The following is a 14526-nucleotide window of genomic DNA, read 5'->3' as shown; positions in this document are numbered from 1 at the left end:
TTAATGGACACGACATTTGACGATACAGTGGAACGGCCCTCTGTCCTTACATCGGAACCCGTTCGCTCAGAACCGGTTTATGGAGGGTTTTGGATTCGTTTTTGGGCTTATCTTGTTGACCTTGCTGTTATCGCAGGGATCAATGTTATATTGATCAAACCCATATTTATCTTTTCGGGAACTGATGGAGGAAGTTCGATGTTCTCTCCTAAACCGCTTCTGGAATTGCTTATTTTCTTTCTATACTTCGTGCTGATGACGAAATTTCTAAATCAGACGCTTGGTAAAATGATATTCGGCATCCGGGTGGTTTCACTAAATCAAGAAAAACCACTATCATGGGGAACGATCCTTTTTAGAGAACTTGTCGGGCGATTTATCAGTAAAACGGTGTGGATCGCTTACATTGTAGCGGGATTTACTCCCAAAAAACAGGCACTGCATGATCTGTTTGCGGATACGGCAGTCGTTCATGAAAACATGTATAGAAATTAATATTGAAAGCTGCTTCCTATCGTATTGGGAAGCAGCTTTTTTTGCTCTGCTAGAGATGGGAGCGGGAGGGGCCGGACATGGAGTTAAATGTTCAATCTCCCCTTTTAAGTCCAGTCCAATAGGCAAGTTTACAGACTTTCGATTAAAGAAAGGCGTACTGGGCGATACTTAATTGCTGAAAGGAGCGGTATAGATGATTTGGGTTTATGGAATTCTTTTATTTCTTTTTCTTTTTATGCTGCTTATTGCCTTTACGAAGCTGACCATCACCGTTGAATATTGCCGGATTGGAAAAAATGATGACTTGAAAGTAAAGGTAAGAGCATGGGGCGGATTGCTTCGCTATACATTCAAGGTTCCTGTTATAAAAGCAAATGAGAAGGATATGAGTGTAAGCGTAGTTAAGGAATCCAATATGGGCCAAGAAAAGAACAGCGGGAAATCACAGGAAGATCATATTACAGAAAGTGATGTGAAAACGGGAATTCGTGATTTCAAAGAACTGGCAGGGCATATTACAGGTCTTCATACCATTGCAAGAAAATTTCTAAAGCATATTGAAATTACACAATTTGAATGGCATACCAGATTCGGGTTAGGGGATTCTGCTTCTACAGGCAGCACTGCCGGAATGCTTTGGACTATAAAGGGTTTAATGTGCGGAGCGGCAGGAAACTATATGAAGCTCAAAACACAGCCGGTTCTATCAATTGTTCCGATTTTTCAAGGTCTTTGTCTGGATACGATGGTAACAGGTATGGTCCGGTTTCGAATCGGGCATGCTATTATCGGTGGATTGCGATTCGTTAAATATTGGAAGGGCGGAAAGCCATCCTTTGGCAATAAGCCTTTATCCAAAATATTTGGAGAACACAATAATACTGCATAGGGGGCAACATTATGAGCGACCATCCAATTCAAGGTCTAATGAAAACGGCTATGGAAAATTTAAAGCAAATGGTAGATGTAAATACGATCATTGGAGATCCAGTCGAGACTCCTGATGGAAGCGTGATCTTAACGGTATCAAAGGTTGGATTTGGTTTTGCTGCAGGCGGCAGCGAATTCGGCCAGGCAGGTTCAGGCGAGGATCAATCTTTTGCCCAGCCTCAGGCAGGACATGTGTCCGGAAACAGCAGTCGCAGCAGAATGCCTTTTGGCGGAGGGAGCGGAGGCGGAGTTTCCATCACACCAATTGCCTTCCTGATTGTCGGCCATAATGGAGTGAAAATGCTTCATCTGGATGAAAGCACCCATTTATATGAAAGAATTCTGGAATCTGCACCGCAAACGATCGAGAAAATCCAGAAAATGTTTAAAAAAAATGATTCCGGATCAAACGGTCATCCTTCTTCTATGAGAGATGATATTGACTTTTAATAGCAAAAGGGAACCCGCTGATTGGCAGCGGGTTCCCTTTTTGTATTAAGCCGTTCGATAAGTTCAGCCAGGATGTCCAATCAAAAAAAATTTGAAACCATATACTGGATTATCTTGAGTGTAGGAGGAAAGCGATTTGGTATATGGCTGCTGTTTGATTTGTCTTCTAAAAAAATGCACGTGTACAACGACGTACGAACCAATCACCGTCGAGTTGCCTGCACTGCCCGGTTTGGACTCATTGCCACAATGCCTATTATTTTATTTGGACAATTGTTTCTCGGAGGAACAAAAATCAAGAATTACTCAGACAATTGCCGGTGTCATTAGTTTTTGGCAGGAGTTCTACGAAGAAAAAGCCGCTGCCGGGACTTTATCAGCAGGAACTGCTTCGGTTCAATCCAGACTTGTAAAAAATATCGATTTTATTAAAAATATCGATTTGAATGCAGGTTTAGGACCTTTTTCTCAAAGCTTCAGAGAATGGGCAAATAACCGGAGAAACGTCATGAGCGGGGAAGAAGCCTTGGATTCAGCTATGGAACTCCTAACGCAGCGTTTTAAGGATATTGGGGAAGGTCATGCATTAGCAAAATTCACTTTAGGTGATCAGGAAACAAGCTCTTCCAAAGCTGGCTGGAAGGCAGATGGTCAAGTAAGGGATACTCTAAGTACAATCATTAACCCCGCAGCATTAAATAAAGCAATTAGTGATTTGGAGTTAATCGGAAGCTTGCTTCGTACTTGGTTCCGTTAATGAAGCATACATCTTCACCGTCCTCTAAGCGTTATAAAAGGTCTGAGTACAGACCTTTTTTAATTCGCCTCGTTATGCCTCCAAAGTTATCTGCGATTTTTAAATTTTGTAAAATTCAGTAAATAGAATGAGGTTAAGTTTGCAAAGCCTCCCGGGACAAGCTATCATGAAATTGTACATAGATCCATAGATGATAGAGGAGGAATAAACATGGCGAATATTACGTTTAAAGGCAATCCTGTAACCTTGCCGAATAAAGAAGTGAAAAAAGGGGACAAAGCACCAGATTTCCGCGTCTTGGCCAACGACTTGTCTGAAGTAACACTTGAGGACTCAAAAGGTAAAATCCGCATTGTTTCAGTCGTTCCGTCTATTGATACAGGGGTATGCGATGCACAGACAAGAAAATTCAATGAAGAAGCAGCGAAGCTTGAAAATGTTACGGTTTTAACAATCAGTAATGACCTTCCATTTGCTCAAAAACGCTGGTGTGCTGCAAACGGACTGGAGAATGTCGTGACACTTTCCGATCACCGCGATCTTAGCTTTGGAGAGGCATATGGAGTGGCGATTAAAGAACTCCGCCTTCTTGCTCGTTCCGTTTTCGTTATCGACAGCAATAACGAAGTGGTACACGCTGAATATGTTAGTGAAGCTACGAATCATCCTGATTATGAAGCAGCAATTGAAGCCGCTAAGGCTGCCAAATAATATTGTTCCTAAAGCCTCCGGTTAATTTTTCCGGAGGCCCCCGCCATGCGGTCAGTTCCGCGCTTCAACAGGACGTTTTGCACTGCCCAGACCTTCATTCCTTCAAGGCGCTTGCGCTTTTTTTCAGGCATAAGCCTTGTCTTTCAGCCAGAGCTTATCTAAAATGGTAGGAAGTATGCTCTAGGAGGAGAAGTGGATGCAAACCGTTTCAAATATGGAAAAGCTGTTTACTGCTTTAAATGAATCATCTGAACAGCTGGCCGAAGAATTGCAATTATCCTATATAGAAGCAGTAGCCGAAACCGGGGAGAACTTATTTCACGGTGATGTGCTGCAGGATGAGTTAAGTGAATTGGCTAAGAAAAAAGTAAAAAAACTTTATGCTGACATCCAGCTTGATACATATGAATTAGAAGAGATTAGAAAAGCGTTCCAATTGTGTGTGCTAAAGGGCCTGAAGGAAGGCGCCCATCCAAACCACCAGATGACTCCGGATTCAGTAGGGATTTTTGTTGGGTATCTCGTTCAGCGCTTCATGAGTAATAAGCCTTCCTTTTCACTCTTGGATCCGGCAGTCGGAACCGGCAACCTGCTTACAGCTGTTTTAAATCAGCTTAAGGATCATAAAGTGGAAAGCTCAGGGGTGGATGTAGATGATCTCCTGATTCAGCTATCTTATATAAACGCGAATCTTCAAAAGCATCCCGTTCAATTTTATAACCAGGACAGTCTCCAAAATTTATTTGTTGATCCTGCCGATGCTGTCATTTGCGATTTGCCTGTAGGTTACTATCCAAATGATGAAGGAGCGTCAGCCTTTTCGCTCAAAGCAGATGAAGGCCACTCGTATGCTCACCATCTCTTTATTGAACAAAGCATGAACCATGCAAAACCGGGTGGATACCTGTTTTTCATTATCCCTAATCAGCTTTTCAGTTCCAAGGAAGCTCCTAAACTGAATGCATTTATAAAGGAGCAGGCCTATATACAAGGGTTATTGCAGCTGCCTTTGTCTATGTTCCAGGGAGAACAGCATGCCAAGAGCATTTTTATTCTCCAGAAAAAAGGGGAAGGCGCTGCCCCTCCTAAGCAGGCAATGCTTGCTGACCTGCCGAAATTCTCTAATTTTGAAGGAATGCAGGCGATGATGAAGCAGATTAATGAATGGTTTGAAAAAAGCCGCTAAAAATAGACCGGTTCTGGCAGGTGCCAGACCGGTCTATTTTTTAATTGGTGCAAAGGATATGCTCTTTTATTCTCAGGAGGAAAGTCTGTTTTTCCTCAGAATGGTGTATCCTGCTGATAGAAGCAGAATTCCTGAGGACAGCATAAAAACCAAATAAATCGGAAGTTTCTCCGCCGCAGCTCCTACAGCAAGCGATCCTAGTCCGAAGGTAAGAGCGAGCATAGAGCTTTGGGCTGAATAAACCTTGGATAGGAGCGCGGCAGGTGTAAATCGCTGAACAGCTGTCTGCAGACATACATTTTTAAGCTGCTCCATCATCCCGAAAAAAGCAGATGCTGCCAATGCAAGCCAAGGTACTGCGGTTATTCCGAAAGTAAAGGCTGCAGCACTGACTCCAAATGCGCCAGTGATCAGCACCTTCCGGCTGTTCCGGTCAATCCATGAAGCATACCGGACACCTAAGAGTCCTCCGGCAATCAGTCCTGCGAAAAAGCTGGCATTAATATATCCCCACCATTCTTCTCCCATCTGCAGCTGATCTTTAACATAAACATAAAGGATGGCGGCAATCCATACGGCTCCTGCCGCTGTTTCAAGAAGCAGGATGAAATGGATGGCCCTTAGAGATGGACTCTTCCAAATTCTAATCCATCCTTCCTTCAAGCGGCTCCATATTTCTTCCTCCTTCAAACTGCTTTCAATAGGGATAGGCTGAAGCTTAATTCTCTTTAGCAGAATAGTTGAGAAAGCATATAATCCAGCGGACATCCAAATTAAACTCATGGACCCGATTAAAGCAGCCAGCACTCCGCCTGCTGCCCAGCCTCCAAGCTGTACGCTTTGATCCATACTCGCGGTAAAGCTGTTCGCTTTTACGAGATCATCCGAAGGTACCAGGCCGGGAAGCATAGCATTTTTGGCAGGGGCCGCCCATCCATCCAAAATAGAGATTATGATAATGCATAGGAACATAAAGAGTAAATTCCCCGATTGTCCGGAAGTTATTCCAAGCGCCAGCAGGAGAAGGAAGAGCGTTTTTCCTGCCTGGGAAAAAACTAGAACCCCATCTAATTTCCAGCGGTCAAGAAGGAGAGGCGCGGCAAGCCCGCTTGAAAATTTAGAAGCCGTAATGGCAAAAGGAACGGCTGCTAAATAAAATGCCGATCCAGTCGCTTCGTAAAGCAGGGCAATCAGCCCTACTGCATAAAAAATATCGCCTGCATTTGCGATCGTCTGTCCAATCCATAAGTAGCGGAAGTTTGCAGTTTTCATATAGGCACATCCCCTTATCGTTATTTTTAGGAAGGATTGTACCTTTACATCGGACGAGCTCCTTTCGAGTGGAATATGATGATTGATTGAAAATCTTACATCGTTAACGACCTCGCATCCGTTCCATTTTTTTCAATTATATAAGAGTTGATCTTGTATTGTCTGCATGTTTTAGTAAAAGGGACGAAAAATAGTAATTGCTGGTACAGCGCAGAAATGAATACCATCTCCTATTCATTTGACAAAATTTGATTTGTGCTAAAAAAATTGGTTATGTACAATATAACAATCAGGCAGAAGGGGGGAAGGAAATGAAAAGAGCAGCTTACTTTCCAATAAGCGAACAAGCCTTGCTTGTAGAACTTGGGCAAGAAATAAGTGAAGACCTTCGGATAAAAATCAGATTATTAACGGATCAGCTGGATCAGGGTGATTTTCCATGGCTGACAGAATACATACCTGCATTTACAAATGTAACCATCATTTTTGATTTGCTTTATTTTAAGGAAAGCCCTGGCCAATCCCATGAAAGGATCCAGGAAGAAATCGAGAAAATCATTTCCTCAATGGAGCAGGAAAGCGTGAAAACTCCAGGCTCTGAGCCGGTAAAAATTCCAGTGTGCTATGACGAAGATTTTGGAATGGATCTGGATGAAGTAGCAAATCACAATGGTATAAGCAAAGAGGAGGTCATTGCTCTCCATACTGAAGGCGTATACCCCGTATACATGATTGGCTTTTCACCGGGGTTTCCTTACTTGGGGGGAATGACTGAGAAAATAGCAGCACCTAGAAAAGAGAAACCGAGACCGAAAATACCGGCCGGCTCTGTAGGCATCGCAGGAACTCAGACAGGGGTATATCCTCTTGAGACACCCGGAGGCTGGCAAATCATCGGCAGGACACCGCTCTCATTGTTCGATGCCTCCAAACAACCGCCAGCACTCTTAAAGGCAGGGGATTCCGTTCAGTTTTACCGGATTAGCAAAGAAGAATATAACCGTTTAAAGGAGTTATAGCATGAGCTTGAAAATCCTCCAATCCGGTCTGCTGAGCACGATTCAGGATAATGGCAGATTCGGCTTTCAGAAGTATGGTGTAATTAAAAGCGGAGCAATGGATCTTTATGCACACCGCCTTGCAAACATTTTAGCCGGAAATCCAGAAGATGAAGCAACCCTTGAGATGACCCTGCTCGGGCCTTCCATTGAGTTTACGGAGGATACCATAATTGCCCTTACAGGAGGCAATCTTTCTCCGAAAGTTAACGGGCAGCCCATTCCGCTATGGAGACCCGTCTTTGTAAGATCAGGAGCAAAGCTCGAATTCGGTGCACCTGTCTCAGGCTGCAGAACGTATATGGCTGCATCAGGAGGCTATGACCTGGAGCGGGAGCTTGGCAGCCGTTCAACTTATCTAAAGGCACGAATAGGCGGAGTGAATGGACGCGCGCTAACAGAAAATGACGAGCTGAATATTAGAGAATCCGATTTGATCGGCAAGGCAGCCATCAGGAATTCAGAAGCCAAAGCCATTCCGGCAAGCTGGTATATGAAGCCGGACTATAACGTAGTAAACAAAACGGTCAGATACATAGAAGGCAGAGAATATGAGTGGTTTACAGAGGATTCGCAATCCGTTTTTAACACGGAGGAATTTACGCTGACGAGCCAATCCGACAGAATGGGATACCGGATAGAGGGACCTGTTTTAGCATTAAAAGAAAAAAGGGAACTCCTGTCTGAAGCAGTGGGATTTGGAACCATCCAGGTACCTGCAGGAGGACAGCCGATCATTTTAATGGCCGATCACCAGACGACTGGCGGCTATCCGAAAATGGGGCAGGTAATCGCGGTTGACCTGCCGCACCTGGCACAGCTAAAACCGGGTGAAAAGATTAAGTTTGAAAAGACCACCATTGAAGAAGCCCAAAAGCTTTTCGTTCAAAGGGAAAAGGAAATTGATTTTATCCGAAACATGGTGAGGGACAAGTTCGAAAAGGGGGTTCTTTAACATGCGGGCCGATTTAAACTGCGATCTGGGGGAAAGCTTTGGATCCTACACAATCGGAAACGATGAGGAAATCCTTCCTCTTGTTTCATCCGTTAATATTGCCTGCGGCTTTCATGCGGGAGATCCGTCCGTAATGAGAAGGACGGTAGGACAAGCATTGGCTAATCATACAGCAATCGGTGCCCATCCAGGTTTTCCTGATCTTCAGGGTTTTGGGAGAAGGGCTTTGGCCATTTCCGCGCAGGAAGCATATGACATCGTCCTGTATCAGATTGGGGCGCTTGACGGATTTGTCCGTTCCGAGGGAGGAGCTCTGCATCACGTGAAGCCCCATGGAGCACTTTATAACATGGCTGCTGCTGATGCATCCCTGGCTGGAGCGATAGCGAAAGCCATTTATACATATGATTCATCGTTAATCCTGTATGGTCTTTCCGGAAGCGAGCTGATAAAAGCCGGACAGGACATCGGATTAAAAACAGCAAGCGAGGTTTTTGCTGACCGTACCTATCAAAATAACGGGGCATTGACTCCAAGAAGTCAATCCAATGCCCTGATTAAAGATGATCAAACGGCCATTGATCAGGTGAAGAAAATGATTACCGAACAAAAAGTGATCAGCACAGATGGGGAAGAAATCTCATTGACTGCAGATACTGTTTGTATACATGGCGATGGAGCACACGCTCTGGAATTTGCAAAAAAAATTAGAAAAGAGCTCCAGGAATCAGGAATTCAAATTAAAACGATGTAACGAGGGAGGGATTTGTATGAAAGAAAATCGTTTAAGTGTACTAATGGGGGCTGCCTTTCTAATGGCAACCTCAGCAATCGGGCCTGGGTTTTTAACCCAGACAACCTTTTATACGGAAACATTAGCTGCTTCGTTTGGGTTTGTTATTTTAATTACCATCATCCTGGATATTGGGGTGCAGCTGAATGTATGGCGGATTATTGCCGTTTCTGAAAAGAGGGCGCAGGACATTGCTAATATGGTACTTCCAGGTCTTGGGATTTTTGTAGCCGTTCTCATCGTATTTGGCGGGCTTGCCTTTAATATTGGAAATATAGGGGGAGCAGGACTTGGGTTCAACGTGCTTTTCGGAATTGACCAGAAGCTCGGCGCTATCATAGCAGCCGCGATTGCCATTATGGTCTTTGTGTTTAAAGAAGCCGGCAAGCTTATGGATAAGTTTGCCCAAGTAATGGGCTTCATGATGATCCTTCTTACGATTTATGTAGCGTTCTCAAGCCAGCCGCCAATTGGCGAAGCCGTGACGAAAACATTCATGCCGGATACCGAAAAAGATTATTTTATCGCTATTGTTACTCTTGTAGGGGGAACAGTGGGAGGCTATATTACATTTGCAGGAGGACATCGCCTTCTAGACGCAGGTATTAAAGGTAGAAATGCCCTGAACCAAGTAAATCAAAGTGCTGTTACAGGGATCGCAGTAGCATCACTTATGAGGATTTTCCTTTTTCTTGCATCTCTTGGAATTGTTGCACAGGGACTTACAATCAGCAAAGACAATCCGCCGGCATCTGTGTTTCAGCATGCTGCCGGAGATCTGGGATATAAATTCTTCGGTGTTGTCCTGCTGGCAGCGGCCATCACTTCGGTTATCGGTGCAGCTTATACGTCTGTTTCCTTTATCCAAACCTTCAGTCCTGTTATTCAGAAGTACCAAAAATCAACGATCATTGTTTTTATCTTAATTTCTGCAACCGTTTTTGTTGCCCTCGGAAATCCAGTTCAGCTTCTTTTGCTGGCAGGGGCATTAAATGGTCTCATTTTACCGATTACATTGGCTGTAATGCTTATAGCAGCATACAAAAAGACAATAGTAGGGGATTATAAACATCCTATTGTCCTTACGATATTCGGTGTTATTATCGTTATTGTTATGGCTTTCTTAAGCATTTCTACGATAACAGCAAACTTTTCAAAGCTTTTCTGATTCAATTCATAAAGCAGTTTGGGGAATCCCTCAAGCTGCTTTTTCACTTGTCCCAAATATCAGGAAAAGTCCGAAAACAATGACTTTTATCTGTAAACGATTGCATGTACCGGTTTATATTGCATTGTGTTCCGGGCAATGTTTAAATGGAAAAGTCAGATATTTTTCGGAACTTTAACGAATGATAAGAATAGATCGTTCAACTTGTACGATTACTTAAAGGAGCGGTAATAATGGCTAAAATAATTGCGATTAACGCTGGGAGTTCTTCACTTAAATTCCAGCTGTTTGATATGCCCAGTGAAGATGTAGTAACGAAAGGGCTTGTAGAAAGAATCGGTCTTGAAAATGCTACATTTACCATTACTGTAAATGGCGAAAAGCAAACAGAAACAACAAATATCCCGGACCACGCGGTTGCGGTTAAAATTCTTCTTTCTAAGCTAACGGATCTTCATATCATTTCTTCTCTTTCTGAAATTGAAGGAATTGGCCACCGGGTTGTACATGGCGGCGAAAAATTCAGCGATTCTGCTCCAATAACGGAAGAAACGTTAGCTGCAATTGAAGAACTTTCCGACTTGGCGCCTCTTCACAACCCTGCCAATATTGTTGGAATTAAAGCATTCCAGGAAGTTCTGCCAAACGTACCGGCTGTAGCAGTATTTGATACGGCTTTTCATCAGACGATGCCTGATCAATCCTTCCTTTACAGCTTGCCATACGAGTATTATGAAAAATACGGCATTCGTAAATACGGATTTCACGGAACATCTCATAAATACGTTTCTGAACGTGCATCCGAAATGCTCGGCAGACCTCTTGAGCATTTGCGCCTGATTTCCTGCCACCTTGGAAACGGTGCAAGTATTGCAGCCATTGAAGGCGGAAAATCTATTGATACGTCAATGGGCTTCACCCCTTTGGCAGGTGTTGCAATGGGAACACGGTCAGGAAATATCGATCCGGCGCTTATCCCATTCATCATGGAAAAAACAGGATCTTCTGCAGATGAAGTATTGAATATCCTGAACAAGAAAAGCGGACTGCTTGGAGTTTCCGGATTATCAAGCGACCTTCGCGACATCACGACGGCCGCAAAAGAAGGAAACGAGCGGGCGGAGACGGCTCTTGAGGTGTTTGCAAGCCGTATCCATAAATACATCGGTTCCTACGCTGCCCGCATGAGCGGGGTGGATGCGATTATCTTTACTGCCGGAATCGGCGAAAACAGTGCAGAGGTGCGTGCCCGCGTGCTGCGCGGCCTTGAATTCATGGGTATTTACTGGGATCCAGCCCTTAACGACACATTCGGCGACGATCGCTTCGTAAGCTATCCTCATTCACCGGTTAAAGTCATGATCATTCCGACGAATGAAGAAGTCATGATTGCACGCGATGTTATGCGTTTAACATAATGTAAAAATAGCCTCCTTTGCAGGGGGCTATTTTTAATGATGAGCTTTTCCTGCAAGAGGATCAGCTGCTCTGTACCACAGCCAAAGATCATTAATGACAGAAGCGAGACCTGCTATTTCTGAATTATATAAGCAGGCCGTTTCGAAATGCTCCTCATTGTCCATAAGTCTTTGCTTCGCTCGAATCAGATCCTCTAACTCCGAAATCCGATCTGGAATTTTGCCTCTCTCCTTTTCCCATTCAGCCATCATGATGGACCGATCCTTCATTGATCGGAATTTTGAAGGAATGTGAATGCCAAGACGGTTATCAAAAATAAAATCAGGTCCCAAACCAAAATTCCTCCTTTTGTATGAGCATACATTCTTTTATATAAAAATTCACGAAAAGATTGCATTTAAGGGTTGAAAAAGGTTCGAATCCTTGTTAAAGTCTTCTCTAAGATGTATTTTTATAAATATAAAAGTATTTTTATACAATGATATACAGAGAGGGAGATTACAATGAAACAAAAAGTAGTATTAGCATATTCCGGCGGTTTGGATACCTCCGTTGCAATTAAATGGCTTCAGGAGCGCGGCTATGATGTTATCGCCTGCTGCCTCGACGTTGGAGAAGGAAAAGACCTGGCATTCATTCAAAGCAAAGCATTAGAGGTCGGTGCGTCCGAATCGTACGTCATTGATGCAAAAAAAGAATTTGCAGAAGAATATGCCCTGCTTGCCCTGCAGGCCCATGCGCTTTACGAAGAAAAGTATCCACTCGTATCCGCTCTTTCACGCCCTCTCATTGCTAAAAAGCTAGTGGAAGTAGCTGAAAAAGAAGGAGCATCTGCAGTAGCCCATGGCTGTACAGGGAAAGGAAATGATCAGGTGCGCTTTGAAGTGTCTATTAAGGCTTTAAACCCTGACCTGGAAGTTATTGCACCGGTACGGGAGTGGAGTTGGTCGCGTGAGGAAGAAATCGAATATGCCCAGAAGCATAATATCCCGATTCCCATTAAATTAGACAGCCCGTTTTCAATTGATCAAAATCTATGGGGCCGCAGCAACGAATGCGGAGTATTGGAGGATCCTTGGGCCGCGCCGCCTGAAGAGGCCTATGATCTCACTGCTCCGCTTGAAAAAACTCCGGATCAGCCGGATGTCATTGAACTGACCTTTGAAAAAGGGGTTCCTGCAGCGATTAACGGAGTCGAGTATTCCCTTTCTGAAATCATCCTAAATTTAAATGAATTAGCAGGAAAGCACGGTGTCGGAAGAATCGATCACGTTGAAAACCGCCTGGTCGGAATTAAATCGAGAGAAATTTATGAATGTCCCGGAGCGGTAACGCTGCTGAAGGCACATAAAGAGCTTGAAGATTTAACGCTCGTTAAAGAGGTAGCCCACTTTAAGCCGATTATCGGGCAGAAGCTGACAGAGCTCATCTACAATGGCCTTTGGTTTTCAACGCTTAAGCCTGCATTGGAGAGCTTCCTGAAGGAAACTCAGAAGCATGTGACAGGGGTTGTGCGTGTGAAGCTCTTTAAAGGCCACGCAATTGTGGAAGGCCGTAAATCCGAGTTCTCACTATATGATGAAAAACTTGCTACTTATACAGCAGAGGATGCTTTCGATCATCAGGCTGCGGTCGGCTTCATCTCTCTCTACGGGCTTCCGACAAAGGTAAGCAGCATGGTTCAAAATAAAAAGAAGGTGGAAGCATGACCAAACTATGGGGAGGCAGATTTCAGAAAACCCCTGAAGAGTGGGTAGATGAGTTCGGCGCTTCAATCGGGTTTGATCAGCAGCTGGCTGAAGAAGATATAAAAGGCTCACTGGCGCATGTGCAAATGCTTGGAAAAACCGGGATTTTGACTCAAAACGAAGCAGAGCTTATAAAGAATGGCCTTCATACATTGCAAAACAAAATGAAAAATGGAGAGCTTTCTTTCTCTGCCAGATACGAAGATATTCATTTGAACCTTGAGAAACACTTGATTGATGAAATTGGACCGGTTGGCGGTAAACTTCATACCGGCAGAAGCCGGAACGACCAAGTTGCAACGGATATGCATCTTTACTTGAATGACCATGTTCAAATCATCACTACGAAAATTGAAGCACTTCAGCAGGTGCTGGTTCAAAAAGCGGAGGAACATGTATATACGATTCTTCCGGGCTACACCCATTTGCAACGAGCACAGCCTATCTCTTTTGCTCATCATCTGCTTGCCTATTTTTGGATGCTTGAAAGAGATAAGGAGCGCTTCCGTGATTCTCTAAAGAGAATTCGCCTATCGCCTCTTGGGGCTGGAGCGCTTGCTGGGACCACATTCCCGATCGACCGTGCCTACACAGCGGAAATTCTTGGATTTGACGGGATTTACGAAAACAGCCTGGATGCCGTCAGCGACCGTGATTTCATCCTGGAATTTCTAAACAATAGCTCCATCATGATGATGCACCTATCCAGATTATGTGAGGAAATTATTCTTTGGTGCTCTCAGGAATTTCAGTTTGTGGAGCTCGATGACACCTATGCAACCGGAAGCTCCATGATGCCTCAAAAGAAAAATCCGGATATGGCAGAGCTCATTAGAGGGAAAACCGGACGGGTTTACGGGAACCTTTTCTCTCTTTTAACTGTGATGAAGGGGCTGCCTCTTGCGTACAATAAAGACCTTCAGGAGGACAAAGAGGGAATGTTCGACACTGTGAAAACGGTCGAGGGCAGTCTTGAAATTTTTGCAGGTATGATAGATACCATGACGGTTAAAAAAGAAAACATGGGCCTTGCCGTTCAAAAAGATTTTTCAAATGCCACTGAGCTTGCCGATTATCTTGCGAAAAAAGGCATGCCATTCAGAGAGGCGCATGAAGTAACAGGAAGACTCGTATATCAATGCATTCAAAGAGGCTGTTATTTAAAAGACCTTTCGCTGGAAGATTACCTGGAAGCGTCAGGGCTTTTCAGTGAAGATCTTTATGATGCCATTGATCCCTATGAGGCGGTGGCCAAACGGATGAGTGCAGGCGGAACCGGATTTGAAGCAGTGAAGGCTGCGCTTGAAAAAGCCTATTCAAAGCTCCAAAAGGAAAATGTTACCTTGCAAGCGAACGCGACTTAACTCAAACACTAGGACAGGAACCCATTAACCTTGAGGAGGGCTGTCCTGTGAAAAAACAAGAACCGAAAAATTCGTCCATTCAATATGATTCTGCAGCAGATCAGGAAACGTCAGATCAAATCAAAAATGCATACGAAAGCGGAGTCGTAGAGCAGAATTTTGATGAAAATTTTACCGAAGATCAAGCAGAAAAAGCAGATGAAATCTAAATGAGTAAAGC

General features: G+C 43.9%; 16 protein-coding genes. 14 read left to right on the top strand and 2 right to left on the bottom strand.

Annotated features, from left to right (window positions below):
* Positions 1 to 3: 3 nt before the first annotated feature.
* From WCV65_RS15200 to WCV65_RS15175, 6 genes are all read left to right on the top strand, one after another.
* Positions 4 to 495: an RDD family protein gene (locus WCV65_RS15200; RefSeq protein WP_338777605.1), complete on the top strand. Its 492-nt coding sequence runs from the start codon at positions 4 to 6 to the stop codon at positions 493 to 495.
* Positions 496 to 688: 193 nt separating this feature from the next.
* Positions 689 to 1384: a DUF2953 domain-containing protein gene (locus WCV65_RS15195; RefSeq protein ID WP_035409470.1), complete on the top strand. Its 696-nt coding sequence runs from the start codon at positions 689 to 691 to the stop codon at positions 1382 to 1384.
* Positions 1385 to 1395: 11 nt separating this feature from the next.
* Positions 1396 to 1875 (top strand): GerW family sporulation protein, encoded by a 480-nt coding sequence (gene ytfJ, locus WCV65_RS15190; protein WP_035409468.1) that lies wholly within the window; start codon positions 1396 to 1398, stop codon positions 1873 to 1875.
* A 136-nt stretch (positions 1876 to 2011) separates the two neighbouring features.
* Positions 2012 to 2632, top strand: coding sequence for a hypothetical protein (locus WCV65_RS15185; RefSeq protein WP_338777599.1), 621 nt, complete (start codon positions 2012 to 2014; stop codon positions 2630 to 2632).
* 210 nt (positions 2633 to 2842) lie between these two features.
* Positions 2843 to 3343, top strand: a complete 501-nt coding sequence (gene tpx, locus WCV65_RS15180; protein ID WP_338777597.1) for a thiol peroxidase — start codon at positions 2843 to 2845, stop codon at positions 3341 to 3343.
* Positions 3344 to 3557: 214 nt separating this feature from the next.
* On the top strand, positions 3558 to 4529 hold the full coding sequence (locus tag WCV65_RS15175) for a class I SAM-dependent methyltransferase (RefSeq protein WP_338782319.1): 972 nt from the start codon (positions 3558 to 3560) through the stop codon (positions 4527 to 4529).
* A 72-nt stretch (positions 4530 to 4601) separates the two neighbouring features.
* Here the strand turns inward: WCV65_RS15175 and WCV65_RS15170 are convergent, their stop codons facing one another.
* The gene (locus WCV65_RS15170) at positions 4602 to 5801 is read right to left on the bottom strand and encodes an MFS transporter (protein WP_338777595.1); all 1200 of its coding nucleotides are present in this window, start codon (positions 5799 to 5801) and stop codon (positions 4602 to 4604) included.
* A 311-nt stretch (positions 5802 to 6112) separates the two neighbouring features.
* Here WCV65_RS15170 and pxpB point away from each other — a divergent pair, with 311 nt between their 5' ends.
* From pxpB to WCV65_RS15145, 5 genes are all read left to right on the top strand, one after another.
* Positions 6113 to 6820 carry a 5-oxoprolinase subunit PxpB gene (gene pxpB / locus WCV65_RS15165; protein WP_338777593.1) on the top strand — a complete coding sequence of 236 codons (708 nt, stop codon included), beginning with the start codon at positions 6113 to 6115 and terminating at the stop codon, positions 6818 to 6820.
* Position 6821: 1 nt separating this feature from the next.
* On the top strand, positions 6822 to 7814 hold the full coding sequence (locus WCV65_RS15160) for a biotin-dependent carboxyltransferase family protein (protein WP_338777591.1): 993 nt from the start codon (positions 6822 to 6824) through the stop codon (positions 7812 to 7814).
* Position 7815: 1 nt separating this feature from the next.
* On the top strand, positions 7816 to 8568 hold the full coding sequence (locus tag WCV65_RS15155; protein ID WP_035409458.1) for a 5-oxoprolinase subunit PxpA: 753 nt from the start codon (positions 7816 to 7818) through the stop codon (positions 8566 to 8568).
* A gap of 16 nt (positions 8569 to 8584) precedes the next feature.
* Positions 8585 to 9775: an NRAMP family divalent metal transporter gene (locus WCV65_RS15150; protein ID WP_338777587.1), complete on the top strand. Its 1191-nt coding sequence runs from the start codon at positions 8585 to 8587 to the stop codon at positions 9773 to 9775.
* 233 nt (positions 9776 to 10008) lie between these two features.
* Positions 10009 to 11193, top strand: a complete 1185-nt coding sequence (locus WCV65_RS15145) for an acetate kinase (RefSeq protein WP_338777586.1) — start codon at positions 10009 to 10011, stop codon at positions 11191 to 11193.
* A 33-nt stretch (positions 11194 to 11226) separates the two neighbouring features.
* Here WCV65_RS15145 and WCV65_RS15140 read toward each other — a convergent pair whose 3' ends face one another.
* Positions 11227 to 11490, bottom strand: a complete 264-nt coding sequence (locus WCV65_RS15140; RefSeq protein ID WP_338782317.1) for a hypothetical protein — start codon at positions 11488 to 11490, stop codon at positions 11227 to 11229.
* 201 nt (positions 11491 to 11691) lie between these two features.
* Here WCV65_RS15140 and WCV65_RS15135 point away from each other — a divergent pair, with 201 nt between their 5' ends.
* From WCV65_RS15135 to WCV65_RS15125, 3 genes are read left to right on the top strand one after another with little or no spacing between them, the layout of a single operon-like run.
* On the top strand, positions 11692 to 12903 hold the full coding sequence (locus WCV65_RS15135) for an argininosuccinate synthase (protein WP_338782315.1): 1212 nt from the start codon (positions 11692 to 11694) through the stop codon (positions 12901 to 12903).
* A complete protein-coding gene (gene argH, locus WCV65_RS15130; RefSeq protein ID WP_338777585.1) occupies positions 12900 to 14306 on the top strand; it encodes an argininosuccinate lyase in 1407 nt (468 codons plus the stop codon). Before WCV65_RS15135 ends, argH begins: the two co-directional genes overlap by 4 nt.
* 47 nt (positions 14307 to 14353) lie before the next feature.
* The gene (locus WCV65_RS15125) at positions 14354 to 14515 is read left to right on the top strand and encodes a hypothetical protein (RefSeq protein ID WP_338777584.1); all 162 of its coding nucleotides are present in this window, start codon (positions 14354 to 14356) and stop codon (positions 14513 to 14515) included.
* Positions 14516 to 14526: the final 11 nt, after the last annotated feature.

This window comes from Metabacillus sp. FJAT-52054, assembly GCF_037201815.1.
GTDB classification, from domain to species: domain Bacteria; phylum Bacillota; class Bacilli; order Bacillales; family Bacillaceae; genus Metabacillus_B; species Metabacillus_B sediminis.
Note: the sequence above shows the minus strand (reverse complement) of the source record. Positions and strands in the feature narration are given on the sequence as shown.

Coding starts and splice junctions, on each gene's coding strand:
- WCV65_RS15200 (WP_338777605.1), top strand. CDS start 4: ATGGACACGACATTTGACGATACAGTGGAACGGCCCTCTGTCCTTACA.
- WCV65_RS15195 (WP_035409470.1), top strand. CDS start 689: ATGATTTGGGTTTATGGAATTCTTTTATTTCTTTTTCTTTTTATGCTG.
- ytfJ (WP_035409468.1), top strand. CDS start 1,396: ATGAGCGACCATCCAATTCAAGGTCTAATGAAAACGGCTATGGAAAAT.
- tpx (WP_338777597.1), top strand. CDS start 2,843: ATGGCGAATATTACGTTTAAAGGCAATCCTGTAACCTTGCCGAATAAA.
- WCV65_RS15175 (WP_338782319.1), top strand. CDS start 3,558: ATGGAAAAGCTGTTTACTGCTTTAAATGAATCATCTGAACAGCTGGCC.
- WCV65_RS15170 (WP_338777595.1), bottom strand. CDS start 5,801: ATGAAAACTGCAAACTTCCGCTACTTATGGATTGGACAGACGATCGCA.
- pxpB (WP_338777593.1), top strand. CDS start 6,113: ATGAAAAGAGCAGCTTACTTTCCAATAAGCGAACAAGCCTTGCTTGTA.
- WCV65_RS15160 (WP_338777591.1), top strand. CDS start 6,822: ATGAGCTTGAAAATCCTCCAATCCGGTCTGCTGAGCACGATTCAGGAT.
- WCV65_RS15155 (WP_035409458.1), top strand. CDS start 7,816: ATGCGGGCCGATTTAAACTGCGATCTGGGGGAAAGCTTTGGATCCTAC.
- WCV65_RS15150 (WP_338777587.1), top strand. CDS start 8,585: ATGAAAGAAAATCGTTTAAGTGTACTAATGGGGGCTGCCTTTCTAATG.
- WCV65_RS15145 (WP_338777586.1), top strand. CDS start 10,009: ATGGCTAAAATAATTGCGATTAACGCTGGGAGTTCTTCACTTAAATTC.
- argH (WP_338777585.1), top strand. CDS start 12,900: ATGACCAAACTATGGGGAGGCAGATTTCAGAAAACCCCTGAAGAGTGG.